Raw genomic sequence first — 16,397 nt, 5'->3', positions numbered from 1 at the left:
TTTTTGTAGGAGCCGGCTTGCCGGCGATGCGGGCGACACGGACTGTCTGATGCACCGCGGTGATGCCATCGCCGGCAAGCCAGCTCCTACAGAAATTGCGTTTAGATTGCGTTATGGGTTTTCAGCCAGCCCAGGCCTGCTTCGGTGGTGGTCAGCGGCTTGTATTCGCAACCGACCCAGCCCTGATACCCGATGCGGTCCAGGTGCTCGAACAGGAAGCGGTAGTTGATTTCACCGGTGCCTGGTTCGTTGCGCCCCGGGTTGTCCGCGAGCTGCACATGGTTGATCTCGCCCAGGTGCGATTGCAGGGTGCGGGCCAGGTCGCCTTCCATGATTTGCATGTGATAGATGTCGTATTGCAGGAACAGGTTGGCGCTGCCGACCTGCTCGCGAATCGACAGGGCTTGCGCCGTGTTGTTCAGGTAGAAACCTGGAATGTCACGGGTGTTGATCGCTTCCATCACCAGCTTGATGCCCGCCGCTTGCAGCTTGTCGGCCGCGTACTTGAGGTTGGCGACGAAGGTTTTCTCCACGGTGGCATCGTCAAAGCCCTGCGGCCGGATACCAGCCAGGCAGTTGACCTGGGTGTTGCCCAGCACTTGCGCGTAGGCGATGGCCAGATCGACACCGGCACGGAACTCTTCAACCCGGTCCGGCAGGCACGCGATACCGCGCTCGCCCTTGGCCCAGTCGCCAGCCGGCAGGTTGAACAGCACTTGGGTCAGACCGTTGGCGTCGAGCTTGGCCTTGATTTCGGCGGAGCTGAAGTCGTACGGGAACAGGTACTCGACACCACTGAAGCCGGCTTTGGCGGCCGCTTCGAAACGGGCAAGAAAGTCCTGTTCGGTGAACAGCATGGACAGGTTGGCTGCGAAACGCGGCATGGTGGTCTCCCGTAAATGTGTGAAGGCCCCCCTGTAGGAGCCGGCTTGCCGGCGATAGCGGTGTATCAATCGACATCAATGTGGCTGATGTATCGCTATCGCCGGCAAGCCGGCTCCTACAAGGGGAACGATCAGTAGTTAATCAAGCAACGAAATCGCCGTTGGTGCGTCGTCGCCGACCAGCGCCAGGTCTTCGAATTCGTTGACGGCGTTGATCTCGGTGCCCATGGAAATGTTGGTCACGCGCTCCAGGATGATCTCGACGATCACCGGAACCTTGAACTCCTCGATCAGTTCCTGGGCCTTGCGCAGGGCAGGCTGGATCTGAGCCGGTTCAAACACACGCAGTGCCTTGCAGCCCAGGCCTTCGGCCACCGCGACGTGGTCGACACCGTAGCCGTTGAGTTCCGGGGCGTTGAGGTTGTCGAAGGACAGCTGTACGCAGTAGTCCATGTCGAAACCGCGCTGTGCCTGACGGATCAGGCCCAGGTACGAGTTGTTCACGACAACATGGATGTACGGCAGCTTGAACTGCGCGCCCACCGCCAATTCCTCGATCATGAACTGGAAGTCATAGTCCCCCGACAGGGCCACGACTTTACGGTTCGGATCAGCCTTGACCACGCCCAGCGCTGCCGGAATGGTCCAGCCCAGAGGGCCTGCCTGACCGCAGTTGATCCAGTGGCGCGGCTTGTAGACGTGCAGGAACTGCGCGCCGGCAATCTGCGACAGACCGATGGTGCTGACGTAGCAGGTGTCTTTGCCGAACACCTGGTTCATTTCTTCGTAAACGCGCTGCGGCTTGACCGGCACGTTGTCGAAGTGAGTCTTGCGCTGCAGGCTGGCTTTACGCTGCTGGCAGTCCTGCAGCCAGGCGCTGCGGTTCTTCAGTTTGCCGGCGGCTTGCCACTCGCGAGCGACTTCGATGAACACGGTCAGCGCGGCAGCGGCGTCGGACACGATGCCCAGGTCCGGGGTGAACACGCGGCCGATCTGAGTGCCTTCGATGTCGACGTGGATGAACTTGCGGCCTTCGGTGTACACGTCGACCGAGCCGGTGTGACGGTTGGCCCAACGGTTACCGATGCCCAGCACCACGTCCGACTTGAGCATGGTCGCGTTGCCGTAGCGGTGCGAGGTCTGCAAGCCAACCATGCCCACCATCAGCGGGTGATCGTCAGGGATGGTGCCCCAGCCCATCAAGGTCGGGACAACCGGAATACCGGTCAGCTCGGCGAACTCCACCAGCAGGTCGCTGGCGTCGGCGTTGATGATGCCGCCACCGGCCACCAGCAATGGGCGTTCAGCCTGATCGAGCAAGGCCAAGGCCTTCTCGACCTGAACCCGGCTAGCGGTCGGCTTGGCCAGCGGCAGTGGCTGGTAAGCGTCGATGTCGAATTCGATTTCCGCCATCTGTACGTCAAACGGCAGGTCGATCAGCACCGGGCCTGGACGGCCGGAGCGCATTTCATAGAAGGCTTTCTGGAACGCGTAAGGCACCTGGCCCGGTTCCAGAACAGTGGTCGCCCACTTGGTGACTGGCTTGACGATGCTGGTGATGTCGACAGCCTGGAAGTCTTCCTTGTGCATACGGGCGCGGGGTGCTTGCCCTGTGATGCAGAGGATTGGAATCGAGTCGGCCGAGGCGCTGTAGAGCCCGGTGACCATGTCGGTGCCGGCTGGGCCGGAAGTGCCGATGCACACGCCGATGTTGCCGGCCTTGGTGCGGGTGTAGCCCTCGGCCATGTGCGAGGCGCCTTCAACGTGGCGAGCGAGTACGTGATCGATGCCGCCGACCTTTTGCAGGGCGGAGTACAGCGGGTTGATGGCGGCACCCGGGATGCCAAAAGCGGTATCGACCCCTTCACGGCGCATCACCAGAACGGCGGCTTCGATTGCTCTCATTTTGCTCATGGTTTTGTGCCTCTTTACGTTTTGTAATTGTATACAAGTGGCTTTGCGCAGAGTGTATTCACGGCGGACGGCGCAGGTCAATCCATTTTCTCAAGCGCTTGTTTCATTCGTCGGAAGCCCTTTCTACTGTGGCTTTTCGTCGCATGTGGCGCCTTTCGAGAATTATTGTATACAAAAAAATAATTCATTGTGTTCTATTTGTTGCATCGAGCTGCGACGCAAGCGCGCAGCCCACCGACTTTCCGAAAAACAAAATGAGGACGGCACCATGAGCGCTTTAACCTTGAAAGTCGCAGTCAACCTGGTCAACGAGGCCATCACCGCCGGGCGTGCAATCGCTGCGGCACCTTTGACCATCGCGGTACTGGATGCCGGCGGGCATCTGATCACCCTGCAGCGCGAAGACGGCGCCAGCCTGCTGCGTCCGCACGTCGCCATCGGCAAAGCCTGGGGCGCCATTGCGCTGGGTAAGGGTTCACGCCTGCTGGCGCTGGACGCCCAGCAACGCCCGGCATTTATCGCCGCGTTGAACAGCTTGGGGCAGGGCAGCGTCGTGCCGGCACCGGGTGGTGTGCTGGTGCGGGATCAGGACGGGAACGTGCTGGGGGCGGTGGGGATCAGCGGCGATCTGTCGGATGTTGACGAGCAGTGCGCGATCAATGCCATCGAGGCGTTGGGGTTGGTGGCGGATGCGGGGGTGGCGGCTTGATCTTCGCTGACTGAACTAGCGCTTTCGCGAGCAAGCCCGCTCCCACATTGGATCTATGGTGTTGCAAATCCCAATGTGGGAGCGGGCTTGCTCGCGAAGGCGATCTCCCAGACACATCCAGCTAAAGGTCTGCCCCATAGGCCCGCAGCCGCTGAACTAGCCTTTTCATGACTTCAACATGAGAGAGGGCAAGGAATGCCTGAGCTGTCAGCATCACACCGCCTGCGTATCGGCCGCTACGCCGAGCAAAATCGCATCTATCTACTGACTGCCAATACCTTGAATCGAGAACCTGTTTTCAGGGATTACACCCTTGGCAGACTGGTTGTTCATCAATTCAGGCAAGCACAGGATGACGGCTTTGCCGACACGCTGGCCTGGGTGGTCATGCCGGATCATTTCCATTGGTTGATTCAGTTGCAAAAGGGGACGCTGGCGCAATTGATGTGTCAGGCGAAATCCCTGAGCACTCGTGCAGTCAATTCGGCGCTCGGTAGAACAGGTAGCCTTTGGCAGCAAGGCTTTCATGATCATGCGCTACGAAAAGAGGAAGACCTGGTGAAGCTGGCTCGATATGTCGTGGCTAACCCATTGCGGGCAGGGCTGGTCGGGAAGCTTGGTGACTATCCGTTGTGGGATGCGATCTGGGTTTGATCTAAAACCGGGTTGCCGCCATTCGCGAGCAAGCCGCTCCCACATTGGATCTATGGTGTTGCAAATCCCCTGTGGGAGCGGGCTTGCTCGCGAAGGCCGCGACTCGGTCTACCGCTCCGGCTCACACCCCTTCAACACCAACCGGATAATCGTCTGCGTCGCCGCTTCGTAATCTTCTTCATCCAGCCTGGCCTTGCCGGTGATGGCGGTGATCTGCCAGTCGAAGTCGGCGTAGGTCTGGGTGGCGGCCCAGATGCTGAACATCAGGTGGTTGGGGTCGATGGGGGCGATTTGTCCGCGGTCGATCCAGGTCTGGATGCATTCGATGTTGTGTTTGGCCTGGCCATTGAGCTGTTCGACCAGATCGCTGCTCAGGTGGGGCGCGCCGTGCATGATTTCGCTGGCGAACACCTTGGAGGCGAAAGGCAGATCGCGGGAGATGCGGATTTTCGAGCGAATGTAGCCGCTGAGCACTTCACCGGGTTCGCCGTCGGGGTTGAACGGCGTCGAAGCCTGCAGGATCGGTTCGATGATGCTTTCCAGGACCTCGCGGTAGAGGTTTTCCTTGGATTTGAAGTAGTAGTAGACGTTGGGCTTGGGCAATCCCGCCTTGGCTGCGATGTCGCTGGTTTTGGTCGCAGCGAAGCCTTTGTCAGCGAACTCCTCACTGGCGGCACGCAGGATCAATTGTTTGTTGCGCTCGCGGATAGTGCTCATAAACCCGGTGATTCCTTGCCTGTTCTGGCGGTTGCGCATGGTATCACCGGCCTCGCGCGGCGCTCAAGAATGGACCGCAGCCCGTGATGCCGCGCTATGCTGCTGCGCATTCATTGCAGAAGGAAACAAGATTCATGGCAGGAAGCAGTTTGCTGGTACTGATCGACGACATCGCGGCCGTGCTGGATGACGTCTCATTGATGACCCAAATGGCCGCCAAGAAAACGGCCGGCGTACTCGGTGACGACCTGGCACTCAATGCCCAGCAAGTCAGCGGCGTGCGGGCCGAGCGGGAAATCCCGGTGGTCTGGGCAGTCGCCAAGGGTTCGTTCATCAATAAACTGATCCTGGTGCCGTCGGCATTGGCGATCAGTGCGTTCATTCCGTGGTTGGTCACACCGCTGTTGATGGTCGGCGGCGCTTATCTGTGCTTCGAAGGGTTTGAGAAGCTCGCCCACAAGTTCCTGCACAGCAAGGCTGAAGACGCCGTCGAGCATGCGCAGCTGGTCGAGGCGGTGGCCGATCCTGCCACTGACCTGGTGGCGTTCGAGAAGGACAAGATCAAAGGCGCGATCCGCACCGACTTCATTCTTTCGGCGGAAATCATCGCCATTACCCTCGGCACCGTGGCCGGTGCGCCATTGACTCAGCAAATCATCGTGCTTTCGGGCATTGCCATTGTCATGACCATCGGCGTTTATGGCCTGGTGGCGGGTATCGTCAAACTCGACGATCTGGGCCTGTGGTTGACCCAGAAACCCGGGCGGATGGCGAAAAGCATCGGCGGCGGGATTCTGCGTGCGGCACCGTACATGATGAAGAGCCTGTCGGTGATCGGCACGGCGGCGATGTTTCTGGTGGGCGGCGGGATCCTCACCCACGGCGTGCCGGTGGTGCATCACTGGATCGAAAGTGTCGGTGCGGCGGCGGGTGGCGGCGGATTTATCGTGCCGGTGTTGCTCAATGGCGTGGCGGGGATTGTGGCGGGTGCGGTGGTGTTGGTTGGGGTTATGGCTGTCAGCAAGATCTGGAAAGCGCTGAAAGGCTGAAGACAACACATAACAAATGTGGGAGCGGGCTTGCTCGCGAAAGCGGTGTGTCAGACAACCTTTTTGGTGACTGACACACCGCTTTCGCGAGCAAGCCCGCTCCCACATTGATTTACAGCTGCCTTATTTATTCGGCGATTTGCAACTTGCGCGCTTCAGTGTACACGTAGCGCACTTTCTCGTACTCGAACGGCGAGTTCATCTGGCCATAGCGGAAGCTGGTCTGGTTGCGCTTGTCGATGCCGCGCAGGACCCAGACTTCCGGATGGTTGGAGCTGACCTCGGCCACGTTGAGGAAGTTGATCGCATTCTCGGCCGTGTAATCCACTACCAGGCCGCTGGTATCACGCAGGTTCGACGGACCGAGGATCGGCAGGACGAAGTAAGCGCCGCCCGGCACGCCGTAGAAGCCCAGCGTCTGGCCGAAGTCCTCGCTCTGGCGCGGCAGGCCCATGGCGGTGGCCGGGTCCCACAGCCCGGCGATGCCGAGGGTGGTGTTGAGCAGCAGTCGCCCGGTGGTTTCCAGCGAGCGCTGGCCCTTGAGTTGCAGCAGGCTGTTCAACAGGTTCGGCACGTCGCCGAGGTTGTTGAAGAAGTTGCTGACGCCGGTGCGCAGGAAGCTCGGGGTGACGTAGCGGTAACCATTGACCACTGGCAGGAATACCCATTGGTCGAAGCGGTAGTTGAAGTGGTAGACGCGCCGGTTCCACTCTTCCAGCGGATCGTAGACGGCCAGTGCGCTGAGCGTCGAACGCTCGAATTCGCGCTGGTCCAGGCCCGGATTGAACTTGAGTTTGCTCAACGGTTCCTTGAAGCCGTCACTGTCGACGACCACGGGGGCGTTGGCTTTGCTGTTGTCTGCATGGACGACGCCTGCACAGAGTAACGCTGCGAAAAGCAGGAGAAATTTAGCCACGGAAGAACTCCAGCATGGCGTCGCTGTTGACGCGGTAATTAATGTTGCCGCAGTGGCCCCCGTGCGGGTAAACGGTCAGGCGATCACCGAAGGTCTTGCGCAGGAAGCCCAGGTCGCCAGGACCGAGGATCACGTCGTCGGCGTTGTGCATGACGGCGATTTTCGGGCTTTCGTGCAGATAGTCCTTCAGCGCATACAAGCTGACCTGATCAATCAGTTGCAGCAGGCTGCCGCCATCGGTGCGGGCGCGCCACATAGGGATGACTTGTTCGGTGATGTAGCAGTCGAAGTCGCATTGCAGCGCACGCTTGAGGAACGGCGTGAGGCTGGTGCCCTCGGTGATCGGGAACTTGGGCGGGGTGATCAGGCCGCGACGGTTGATCAGGTCCGAAGTGAAGGCGATGTCCGCCGCTGAAAAGCGGAACGAGGTGCCGATCAGCATGGCCATCTGTTCGTTGGTCAGGTGCTGTTTGGACTGCTGGAAGTCGTAGAGCAGGGCGTCGTTGAGGTCGATGTAGCCCTTCTGCTGGAAGTAGCGGGTCAGTTTGTTCAGTACCAGTTCATAGAACGTGGTGCTGGTGTTGATGCCCTTGACCTCGGTCTGGACCAGCTTGTCGAGGTTGGTGATCGAGGTGTAGAGGTTGACCGGCGGGTTGAGCAGCAGGACTTTCTTGAAGTTGAAGCTGCGGCGGGTTTCGTCCAGGTGCGCGACGAAAGCGGCGTCCAGCGCCCCCAGGCTATACCCGGTCAGGTAGTAATCGGTGACGGGCACTTTCGGGTTCTGTGCCCGCACGGCCTGCATCACCCGGTACATGTCTTCGGCGTCTTCCTTGGAAACGCCCGGCGTGGCGAAGCGCGAGGCGGCGCTCATGAAGTCATAACTGGTGGGCGATGACAACTGCACCACGTGGTAGCCGGCTTTGTAATAGAGCTTCTTCAGGTATTCGTTCAGGCTGCTGTCATAGCGCGCACCGGTGCCGGCGATCAGGAAAATCAGCGGCGCGGCGTGATCCTGCGTGGCAATGCGGTAGTCGAGTTTCTTGACGGCCCAGAAATTGTCCGGCAATTCGAACGCCCGTTCCGGACGCAAGGTGACGCTGCGCACTGTCTGATCGATGTCATCGTCCAGGGGCAGCTCCGGACGCAGGTCCGGCGGCGTGGTCGCGATGGTCGCCTCGAACGGGTTGGTCAGGGGGTAGCCATAACTGGCGGCGTCAATGTCGACCGCCAGTGCGGACGCACTCAATATAAGGCCGCCAAACAGGGCGGCGAAGCGCAAGGAGCGGAGCATGACTAAATCCCTTGGAAGAAGGTGTCAAATGAATTTCGCAGGCTATGACCACCGGATATGCGCCAAAGTGCCAACCCTCGGCACCAAACAGGCCTGATTTCGAAGTTATAGTAGCTGGACGATACACTTTGCAGCGATTGAATGCCCAGTTAACAGTTGTTATAGCTTGCGAAACGTTCAAGGGCGATTAAGCTGGCCGCCGTTTTTCGCCAATTGGAGTGTTTCATGTCCCGCCGCCTGCCCGTGATCCTGCTGCTTGTTTTGCTGCCTGTATGGCTGGCCGCCAGTTATGGCGCACGTTATGGCTTCATGGAGGATGCGCAGTGGGTCGGCATTTGCGTGGATGAGGCGAGTCGCTGGGAATGCCAGGTGCGTTCGAACCTGGGCCTGATGATTCACTTCGGGGTTCTGGGCTGGGCAGCGCTGGGCGCGGCGATCGCCGGTTTTGTCGTGCCGGGGTGGGCAGGCTGGTGGCTGGCGGTACTGGCGCTGGTGTTCGGGTTGCCGGCACTGGCGTTGTACAACACGACGCTGGCGGTGTTTGCGGTGGTGATTGCGGGGTTGCGGTTGGTCAGGGCTTCCCGTAGCGCCTGATAGTCAGCCTTCGCGAGCAAGCCCGCGAAGAGGCCCGTAAGGTTGATGAAAATTAAACCTTGCGAACCCGCAAGCAGCGCCACAACGCCGCCACTATCAACACACTCACCAGCGCCCAGCCCCAGGCCTGCTGGTTCAGTAAACCTTCACGAAACAGTTGCGGCGCGATGCCGGCACCAATGATGAAGGTCAGCAGGGCGATTTCCCGGCGCGGCACGCTCACCGGGCGGCACAGGTAGGCCAGCGCCGGCACGATGAACGCCACGCTCGGAAAACTGCGATAACGCGGGTCGAATACCAGTTCCAGCATCATCACTGCCGCCGCGAAACCTGCCGTTGCAACCAGCCAGCCAGCACGGCGCTCCAGTAAATCGAAAGTCCGCCCGCGCCACCCGTCACGCGGACTCAGCGCCAGTGCAGCATGGGCCAGCACCAGCAGATTCAGCACGGTCAGCAACCCGACCCACAGCCATTCACTGGTGAAGCGAGTGGTGACGCGTGCCAGGTCGCCCCAGGCGCCAATCGAGCAAGCGGCCAATGCGCCGAGCAGTGGCAGCACCAGCGCCGCGCGCGTCGTGCGAACCCGGCCGCCAAGCAGGAGGGTGCCGATAAAGATCAGGCCGCCCACCGCCAGCCATTGCGACCAGTACGGGACGTTTGTCACTGGCCCGGCCAGCACGCCCTTGTCCTGGCGATCGGCATCGAACAGTCCCCAGTAGCCGCCGACTGCACCTTCACTGGCGCGCTTCCATGGCTGGTCGAAGGCTTCGATCAGGTTGTAATGCCAGCCTTGCTGCTCGGCCATGGCGACAAAACCACGAATGAATTTGGCTTCATTGACCCGGCTTGGTACGGCGATTCTCCGTTGACGGCCCTCACTGGGCCAGCCGGTTTCTCCAATGAACACTTCTTTCGGGGCGAACATGCCCGCGAACGTCTGGCGTACTGCAGCAAGTTGCCCCAGCGAGACCTCGACATCCCAAGGGTAGTCGCCCCAGTAAGGCAGCAAATGGATGGTCACGAAGTCCACCGCCGGGGCGATTTCCGGGTGCTTTTGCCAGAACTCCCAGACGTCGGCATAGGTGACGGGCTGTTTGACCTGGCTTTTGACCCGATCAATCAGTTTTACAAGCTGTGTGCTGGTGACTTCCTTGCGCAGTAGGGCCTCGTTGCCAACGATTACCGCGGTCACCACGTCCGGGTTGGCATTGGCTTCGGCGATCAGTAGCTCTACTTCCTTGGCGGTGTCCACCGGGTTGCTGTTGACCCAGGCGCCGATCATCATTTTCAGCCCGTGCTTTCGCGCAAGATCCGGTAGAGCCTCGAGCCCCGTCATCGAGTAGGTTCGGATGCATTCGAAGCGAGTTGCCAGTAACGCGAGGTCCGCGTCCATGCGCTCGGGACGAAGGTTGAACGGCACATCGAACGGTGACTGATCCTTGTCGAACGGCGTATAGGACGCGCATTGCAGCTTGTGCGTGGCGCTGGCCGCGTCCGGCAGGATCACCGGTTTGCCGAGGCCGTACCAGAAGCCGCCAAGGGCAAACAGCCCGAGCAGGCAGGCGAATAGATAAGCAGCAAAAGGGAAGCGGTATGTCGCGGACATGGTCAGGCCGTGTGGGAGCAAAGCGGCGCATGTTACCTGCATTTACCGCGTGCCTGGTGGCCTGCATGATTTTGACATGCAAAGTTTGGGCGGTTTGGCGGGTGCGTTTGCCGTGGTCAGGATTAATGGCTTTCTGATGTCGTTTCTCGATGCCTTGAGGTCGCTGGCAGAGCAGGTCGCGATGAGCGTCAGGTTGATCATCGAAGGCGTCAGTACTCCGCTGATGTCGGGACGAGTTTGCTGTGAGGCGTGATGGGGGCGCTGTGCACCATAACAATACGTTTAAGCGACTCGGCATCCGTCGAGCGCAGCACTTTCGGGGAAGTAACGATGAAGATGCGACGACTCTTGGGCGCAGGTGCCGCTTTGGTGCTGGCGATCAGCTCTACCGTGGCCAGTGCCGCCGGAAAGGAAGTGACGATCGGTTACGTCGACGGCTGGTCGGACAGCGTTGCCACGACCAACGTGGCCGCCGAAGTGATCAGGCAGAAACTCGGTTATGACGTGAAGCTGCAAGCCGTTGCCACCGGGATCATGTGGCAGGGCGTGGCGACCGGTAAACTCGACGCCATGCTGTCGGCCTGGCTGCCGGTGACCCACGGCGAATACTGGACGAAGAACAAGGATCAGGTCGTCGATTACGGCCCGAACTTCAAGGACGCAAAAATCGGATTGATCGTGCCGGAGTACGTCAAGGCCAAGTCGATCGAGGACCTGAAAACCGACGACACCTTCAAGAATCGCATCGTCGGCATCGACGCCGGCTCAGGTGTGATGCTCAAGACCGATCAGGCCATCAAGGACTACGACCTGACCGGTTATCAACTCAAGGCCAGTTCCGGCGCCGGCATGATTGCCGAGCTGACCCGTGCCGAGAAGAAAAACGAATCCATCGCCGTCACCGGCTGGGTGCCGCACTGGATGTTCGCCAAGTGGAAGCTGCGCTTCCTCGAAGATCCGAAAGGCGTGTATGGCGCGGCAGAAACCGTGAACAGCATCGGCAGCAAAGGCCTTGAGGCCAAGGCTCCGGAAGTGGCCAAGTTCCTGAAGAACTTCCAGTGGGAATCCAAGGATGAGATCGGCCAGGTGATGCTGGCGATCCAGGACGGCGCCAAACCTGAAGCCGCGGCGAAGGACTGGGTCGCCAAGCACCCTGAGCGCGTGGCTGACTGGACCAAGTAATTTTGAGCTGACGCGTCTGGTCAGCATCTTCCAGGGTCGCTCGGCAAACTCATGCCAAGCGGCCCTTTGCTTTTCTGTAGGAGCGAGCTTGCTCGCGAAGAACCTGAGAGCACCGCGGGGTGTCAGGCTCCCCGCATCATCGTTGACCTCCATCGCGAGCAAGCTCGCTCCTACAATTGGCAGTTCTGTCATGTGGTTCTAAGACTAAGGTCGTCTGGAACCTGCCCCGCAGCCGCATAGAGTGGATACCGTTCCACTTCAATCTGTGCTGCGAGGATAAAAACAATGAACGACAGCATTTACCTCTCGATTCAAAACAGCCCGCGCTTCAAGGAGCTGGTTAGCAAGAGGGAACGATTCGCCTGGATTCTTTCGGCGATCATGCTAGGGCTTTACTCCGGATTCATTCTTCTGATTGCCTATGGGCCGCATTTGCTGGGGGCGAAGATCAACCCTGAGTCCTCGATTACCTGGGGCATACCGATAGGCGTCGGGCTGATTGTCTCGGCCTTCGTCCTGACCGGTATCTACGTACGACGCGCCAATGGCGAATTCGACGACCTGAACAATGCGATTCTCAAGGAGGCTCAGCAATGATCCGGCGTCTACTGGCTCTATTGAGCATCGCAGCTTTTGCACCGGGCGCCTGGGCGGCTGACGCCCTGACCGGTGCCGTGCAGAAGCAACCGCTTAACGTCGCCGCGATCCTGATGTTCGTGGTATTCGTGGGGGCAACCCTGTGCATCACTTACTGGGCCTCCAAGCGTAACAAGTCGGCTGCCGACTACTACGCGGCGGGCGGCAAGATCACCGGTTTCCAGAACGGCCTGGCGATTGCCGGTGACTACATGTCGGCGGCGTCTTTCCTGGGTATTTCCGCGCTGGTGTTCGCTTCAGGCTACGACGGGCTGATCTACTCGATCGGCTTCCTGGTGGGCTGGCCGATCATTCTGTTTCTGATCGCCGAGCGCCTGCGTAACCTGGGCAAGTACACCTTTGCCGACGTGGCGTCCTACCGCCTTGGGCAAACCCAGATCCGTTCGCTGTCCGCCTGCGGTTCGCTGGTGGTGGTGGCTTTCTACCTGATCGCCCAGATGGTCGGTGCGGGCAAGCTGATCCAGCTGCTGTTCGGCCTCGACTACCACGTCGCGGTGATTCTGGTGGGCGTGCTGATGTGCCTTTATGTGTTGTTCGGCGGCATGCTGGCGACCACCTGGGTGCAAATCATCAAGGCGGTACTGCTGCTGTCCGGCGCTTCCTTCATGGCGCTGATGGTGATGAAGCACGTCAACTTCGACTTCAACATGCTGTTTTCCGAGGCGATCAAGGTTCACCCTAAAGGTGAAGCGATCATGAGCCCGGGCGGTCTGGTGAAAGATCCGGTCTCGGCGTTCTCCCTCGGGCTGGCTCTGATGTTCGGTACCGCGGGTCTGCCGCACATCCTGATGCGCTTCTTCACCGTGAGTGATGCAAAGGAAGCTCGCAAGAGTGTGCTGTACGCAACTGGCTTCATTGGCTACTTCTACATCCTGACCTTCATCATCGGTTTCGGCGCGATCCTGCTGGTCAGCACCAACCCGGCCTTCAAAGACGCGGCCGGCGCATTGCTCGGCGGTAACAACATGGCGGCGGTGCACCTGGCCAATGCGGTCGGTGGCAGCATCTTCCTGGGCTTCATCTCGGCCGTGGCGTTCGCGACCATTCTGGCGGTAGTGGCCGGCCTGACCCTGGCGGGTGCTTCGGCGGTGTCCCACGACCTGTATGCCAGTGTGATCAAGAAGGGCAAGGCCAACGAGAAGGATGAGATTCGTATTTCGAAGATCACCACCGTTGCCTTGGCTGTATTGGCCATCGTTCTGGGCATTCTGTTCGAAAGCCAGAACATCGCGTTCATGGTGGGCCTGGCGTTCTCCATCGCGGCGAGCTGCAACTTCCCGGTGCTGCTGCTTTCCATGTACTGGAAAAAGCTGACCACTCGCGGTGCGATGATCGGCGGCTGGATGGGCCTGATCAGTGCCGTAGGCCTGATGATCCTTGGCCCGACCATCTGGGTGCAGATCCTGCATCACGAGAAGGCTATCTTCCCGTATGAGTACCCGGCGTTGTTCTCGATGATGATTGCCTTTGTCGGGATCTGGTTCTTCTCGGTCACTGACAAGTCGACTGCGGCTGACAATGAGCGGGCGCTGTTCTTCCCGCAGTTTGTTCGTTCGCAGACTGGCCTTGGGGCGAGCGGGGCGGTATCGCACTAAGTCTTGATGCTTTGATATAGCTGGCGATGTTTTATGAAGTGCTCCGGTCGAGAGATCGGGGCACTTTTTTATTGTGCGTTAATCGACCTGAATTTTGCGGATGTACCGAATTACTGTGGGAGCGAGCTTGCTCGCGATGGCGGTCTGTCAGCCGACCTGTCTCTTGTTGATCGTGTACATATCCATTGCTGCGGTAACGGCGGCTTATGGTTTCGCCCTTACGGCGACTCACTTTTTTACAAGCGCCTAAAAAAGTAAGCAAAAAACGCTCGCCCCTTACGTACGGCCCCTCGCCTAGGCTCGGGGCTCCTTCGCTCCGGTATTCATCAGGGCGCATCGCCTCCGGTCTGCTTCGCGACGACCTCCTCTCGATGTGTTCGACTTCGTCGAACGGCGCTGCGCGCCTGCCCCCTGATGAACACCTCCGCTCAGCCTTCCGAGGGGGCGGGTGGATCAAGATCAAGAGCGGCAGGCGAGCTAACGCTCGGCCTGATGAGTGGTGAAGAGCGAAGATGTACGCCGACCTGCCTTTGCTCTTCTGTGGGAGCGAGCTTGCTCGCGATGGCGGCCTGTCAGCCGACCGAAATCTCGCGGATCCAAGCCAGCAAACAGGCCGGCCGGTAGGCCGCCTCGGGCGTTGTTGCGGTACACGCCCCCTCGTGAGGCCGAGCGCAGGTCCTGCGCAGTGGGCAACCCGGCCATGGATGGCCGATGGCGGCGGGCTCTGTAGGAGCGAGCTTGCTCCGGGCGGCGTTCCGACGAAAAACCTGAGAGCACCGCGGGGTGTCAGGCTTCCCGCATCATCGTTGACCTCCATCGCGAGCAAGCTCGCTCCTACAGGCCGGGCGGCGTTCCGTTTTTCCAAGTGACCCGCCGTAAGGGCGGAACCATAAGCCGCCGTTACCTAAATAACGGATATGCCCACGATCAAAAAACCGCCAAACACAAACAAAAACGGCCTCTATATAAATAGAGGCCGTTCCCGGTACAACTCAACGCGCTACAGCAAGACAGATCTTACTTGCGGTCTTCCAGCTTGGTGATGTCACGCGACTCGTAGCCGGTGTACAGCTGGCGCGGACGGCCGATCTTGTACGGGCTGGAGAGCATTTCCTTCCAGTGGGAGATCCAGCCGACGGTCCGCGCCAAGGCGAAGATCACGGTGAACATGCTGGTTGGAATGCCGATCGCCTTGAGGATGATCCCCGAGTAGAAGTCGACGTTCGGGTACAGCGAGCGCTCGATGAAGTACGGGTCGGTCAGGGCGATCTCTTCCAGGCGCATGGCTAGTTCGAGTTGCGGATCGTTCTGGATGCCCAGTTCCTTCAGTACTTCGTCGCAGGTCTGCTTCATGACGGTGGCGCGCGGGTCGCGGTTTTTGTAAACGCGGTGACCGAAGCCCATCAGTTTGAACGGATCGTTCTTGTCCTTGGCCTTGGCGATGAACTTGTCGATGTTCGAAACATCGCCGATTTCATCGAGCATGGTCAGTACGGCTTCGTTTGCACCGCCGTGGGCAGGGCCCCACAGTGCAGCGATACCGGCAGCGATACAGGCGAACGGGTTGGCGCCCGAAGAGCCTGCCAGGCGCACGGTGGACGTCGAGGCGTTCTGCTCGTGGTCGGCATGGAGGATGAAGATCCGGTCCATGGCCTTGGCGAGTACCGGGCTGATCGGTTTGATCTCGCACGGGGTGTTGAACATCATGTGCAGGAAGTTTTCCGCGTACGACAGGTCGTTGCGCGGGTACATCATGGGTTGGCCCATGGAGTACTTGTAAACCATCGCTGCCAGGGTCGGCATCTTGGCAACCAGGCGGATCGCGGAGATTTCGCGATGCTGCGGGTTATTGATGTCCAGGGAGTCGTGGTAGAAGGCCGAGAGGGCGCCGACTACGCCGCACATGACGGCCATCGGGTGGGCGTCGCGACGGAAGCCGTTGAAGAAGGTCTTCAACTGCTCGTGAACCATGGTGTGGTTCTTCACGGTGCTGACGAACTGGGCCTTCTGTTCTGCGGTCGGCAGTTCGCCGTTGAGCAACAGATAGCAGGTTTCCAGGTAGTCCGACTTTTCAGCCAGCTGTTCGATCGGGTAGCCGCGGTGCAGCAGGATGCCGTTGTCACCGTCGATATAGGTGATCTTCGACTCGCACGAGGCGGTCGACATGAAGCCTGGGTCAAAAGTGAAGCGGCCCGTGGCCGTCAGGCCCCGAACATCGATAACATCGGGACCAACGGTGCCGGTTAAAATGGGCAGCTCGACGGGGGCTGCGCCCTCGATGATCAACTGCGCTTTTTTGTCAGCCATGTGGCCTCCTATTTATGCTTGAAATCATCAGACAGACCCCCCACGCAGGGCCCGCACCACTATAGTGAGATAAATCCGAATGTCAATTTGCCTAAAGTCTTGCTCCAGAAGGCTTTAACCGGACTTTTTTCTCGAAATTGGCTGCCATTTACGCCTTTTATGTCAGTTGCGCAATCCGCTGTTTGGGTTAGGTCTTTGCGTTGTCATTAGTAGCCTAACTGTCTATACTCGGCCACCGACCGCCAGGGGCTTTTGGGCCTGCTTTATTGGGGGTCGCATCCCTGGGTGGTGGTTACCTGACCAGTGCACTCCCCAACAACTT

The 16,397-nt window shown here is 59.5% G+C and carries 15 protein-coding genes; 8 read left to right on the top strand and 7 right to left on the bottom strand.

Features of this window, described 5'->3' with window-relative positions; genetic code table 11:
- Positions 1 to 101 precede the first annotated feature (101 nt).
- Complete coding sequence (gene hyi, locus AB7M25_RS22055) at positions 102 to 884, bottom strand: hydroxypyruvate isomerase (RefSeq protein WP_007971414.1); 783 nt, start codon at positions 882 to 884, stop codon at positions 102 to 104.
- A 138-nt stretch (positions 885 to 1,022) separates the two neighbouring features.
- The gene (gcl, locus tag AB7M25_RS22050; RefSeq protein ID WP_007971413.1) at positions 1,023 to 2,798 is read right to left on the bottom strand and encodes a glyoxylate carboligase; all 1,776 of its coding nucleotides are present in this window, start codon (positions 2,796 to 2,798) and stop codon (positions 1,023 to 1,025) included.
- A gap of 268 nt (positions 2,799 to 3,066) precedes the next feature.
- Between gcl and AB7M25_RS22045 the strand changes: the two genes are divergently transcribed.
- Together AB7M25_RS22045 and AB7M25_RS22040 are read left to right on the top strand one after the other, a co-directional pair.
- Positions 3,067 to 3,507, top strand: coding sequence for a GlcG/HbpS family heme-binding protein (locus AB7M25_RS22045; protein WP_015096201.1), 441 nt, complete (start codon positions 3,067 to 3,069; stop codon positions 3,505 to 3,507).
- 195 nt (positions 3,508 to 3,702) lie between these two features.
- The gene (locus AB7M25_RS22040; RefSeq protein WP_429560618.1) at positions 3,703 to 4,161 is read left to right on the top strand and encodes an REP-associated tyrosine transposase; all 459 of its coding nucleotides are present in this window, start codon (positions 3,703 to 3,705) and stop codon (positions 4,159 to 4,161) included.
- A gap of 108 nt (positions 4,162 to 4,269) precedes the next feature.
- Here AB7M25_RS22040 and AB7M25_RS22035 read toward each other — a convergent pair whose 3' ends face one another.
- On the bottom strand, positions 4,270 to 4,878 hold the full coding sequence (locus tag AB7M25_RS22035) for a TetR/AcrR family transcriptional regulator (RefSeq protein ID WP_429560619.1): 609 nt from the start codon (positions 4,876 to 4,878) through the stop codon (positions 4,270 to 4,272).
- A 134-nt stretch (positions 4,879 to 5,012) separates the two neighbouring features.
- Here AB7M25_RS22035 and AB7M25_RS22030 point away from each other — a divergent pair, with 134 nt between their 5' ends.
- The gene (locus tag AB7M25_RS22030; protein WP_429385840.1) at positions 5,013 to 5,927 is read left to right on the top strand and encodes a DUF808 domain-containing protein; all 915 of its coding nucleotides are present in this window, start codon (positions 5,013 to 5,015) and stop codon (positions 5,925 to 5,927) included.
- Between the two features lie 127 nt (positions 5,928 to 6,054).
- Here AB7M25_RS22030 and AB7M25_RS22025 read toward each other — a convergent pair whose 3' ends face one another.
- Both AB7M25_RS22025 and AB7M25_RS22020 read right to left on the bottom strand, forming a co-directional pair.
- On the bottom strand, positions 6,055 to 6,843 hold the full coding sequence (locus AB7M25_RS22025) for an MlaA family lipoprotein (protein WP_429385841.1): 789 nt from the start codon (positions 6,841 to 6,843) through the stop codon (positions 6,055 to 6,057).
- Positions 6,836 to 8,134, bottom strand: a complete 1,299-nt coding sequence (locus AB7M25_RS22020; protein WP_429385842.1) for a serine/threonine protein kinase — start codon at positions 8,132 to 8,134, stop codon at positions 6,836 to 6,838. The genes AB7M25_RS22025 and AB7M25_RS22020 overlap by 8 nt, the downstream gene beginning before the upstream one ends.
- A gap of 225 nt (positions 8,135 to 8,359) precedes the next feature.
- Here AB7M25_RS22020 and AB7M25_RS22015 point away from each other — a divergent pair, with 225 nt between their 5' ends.
- Positions 8,360 to 8,728 carry a hypothetical protein gene (locus AB7M25_RS22015; protein WP_429385843.1) on the top strand — a complete coding sequence of 123 codons (369 nt, stop codon included), beginning with the start codon at positions 8,360 to 8,362 and terminating at the stop codon, positions 8,726 to 8,728.
- 52 nt (positions 8,729 to 8,780) lie between these two features.
- On the opposite strand, the gene AB7M25_RS22010 is transcribed toward AB7M25_RS22015, so the two are convergent.
- A complete protein-coding gene (locus AB7M25_RS22010; protein WP_429385845.1) occupies positions 8,781 to 10,376 on the bottom strand; it encodes a glycoside hydrolase family 17 protein in 1,596 nt (531 codons plus the stop codon).
- A gap of 34 nt (positions 10,377 to 10,410) precedes the next feature.
- On the opposite strand from AB7M25_RS22010, the gene AB7M25_RS22005 reads away from it, so the two are divergent.
- The 4 genes from AB7M25_RS22005 (at position 10,411) to AB7M25_RS21990 (ending at position 13,768) form a co-directional block, all read left to right on the top strand.
- Complete coding sequence (locus AB7M25_RS22005; protein ID WP_429385846.1) at positions 10,411 to 10,587, top strand: hypothetical protein; 177 nt, start codon at positions 10,411 to 10,413, stop codon at positions 10,585 to 10,587.
- 77 nt (positions 10,588 to 10,664) lie between these two features.
- On the top strand, positions 10,665 to 11,516 hold the full coding sequence (locus AB7M25_RS22000; RefSeq protein ID WP_429516823.1) for a glycine betaine ABC transporter substrate-binding protein: 852 nt from the start codon (positions 10,665 to 10,667) through the stop codon (positions 11,514 to 11,516).
- A gap of 285 nt (positions 11,517 to 11,801) precedes the next feature.
- Complete coding sequence (locus tag AB7M25_RS21995; RefSeq protein ID WP_104449869.1) at positions 11,802 to 12,113, top strand: DUF485 domain-containing protein; 312 nt, start codon at positions 11,802 to 11,804, stop codon at positions 12,111 to 12,113.
- A complete protein-coding gene (locus AB7M25_RS21990) occupies positions 12,110 to 13,768 on the top strand; it encodes a cation acetate symporter (protein WP_429516821.1) in 1,659 nt (552 codons plus the stop codon). Before AB7M25_RS21995 ends, AB7M25_RS21990 begins: the two co-directional genes overlap by 4 nt.
- Positions 13,769 to 14,785: 1,017 nt before the next feature.
- Here AB7M25_RS21990 and gltA read toward each other — a convergent pair.
- Positions 14,786 to 16,075, bottom strand: coding sequence for a citrate synthase (gltA, locus tag AB7M25_RS21985; RefSeq protein WP_007977501.1), 1,290 nt, complete (start codon positions 16,073 to 16,075; stop codon positions 14,786 to 14,788).
- Between the last annotated feature and the right edge of the window lie 322 nt (positions 16,076 to 16,397).

This window comes from Pseudomonas sp. AP3_22 TE3818, from assembly GCF_053628995.1.
This window is presented reverse-complemented; position numbering and strand designations above follow the sequence as displayed.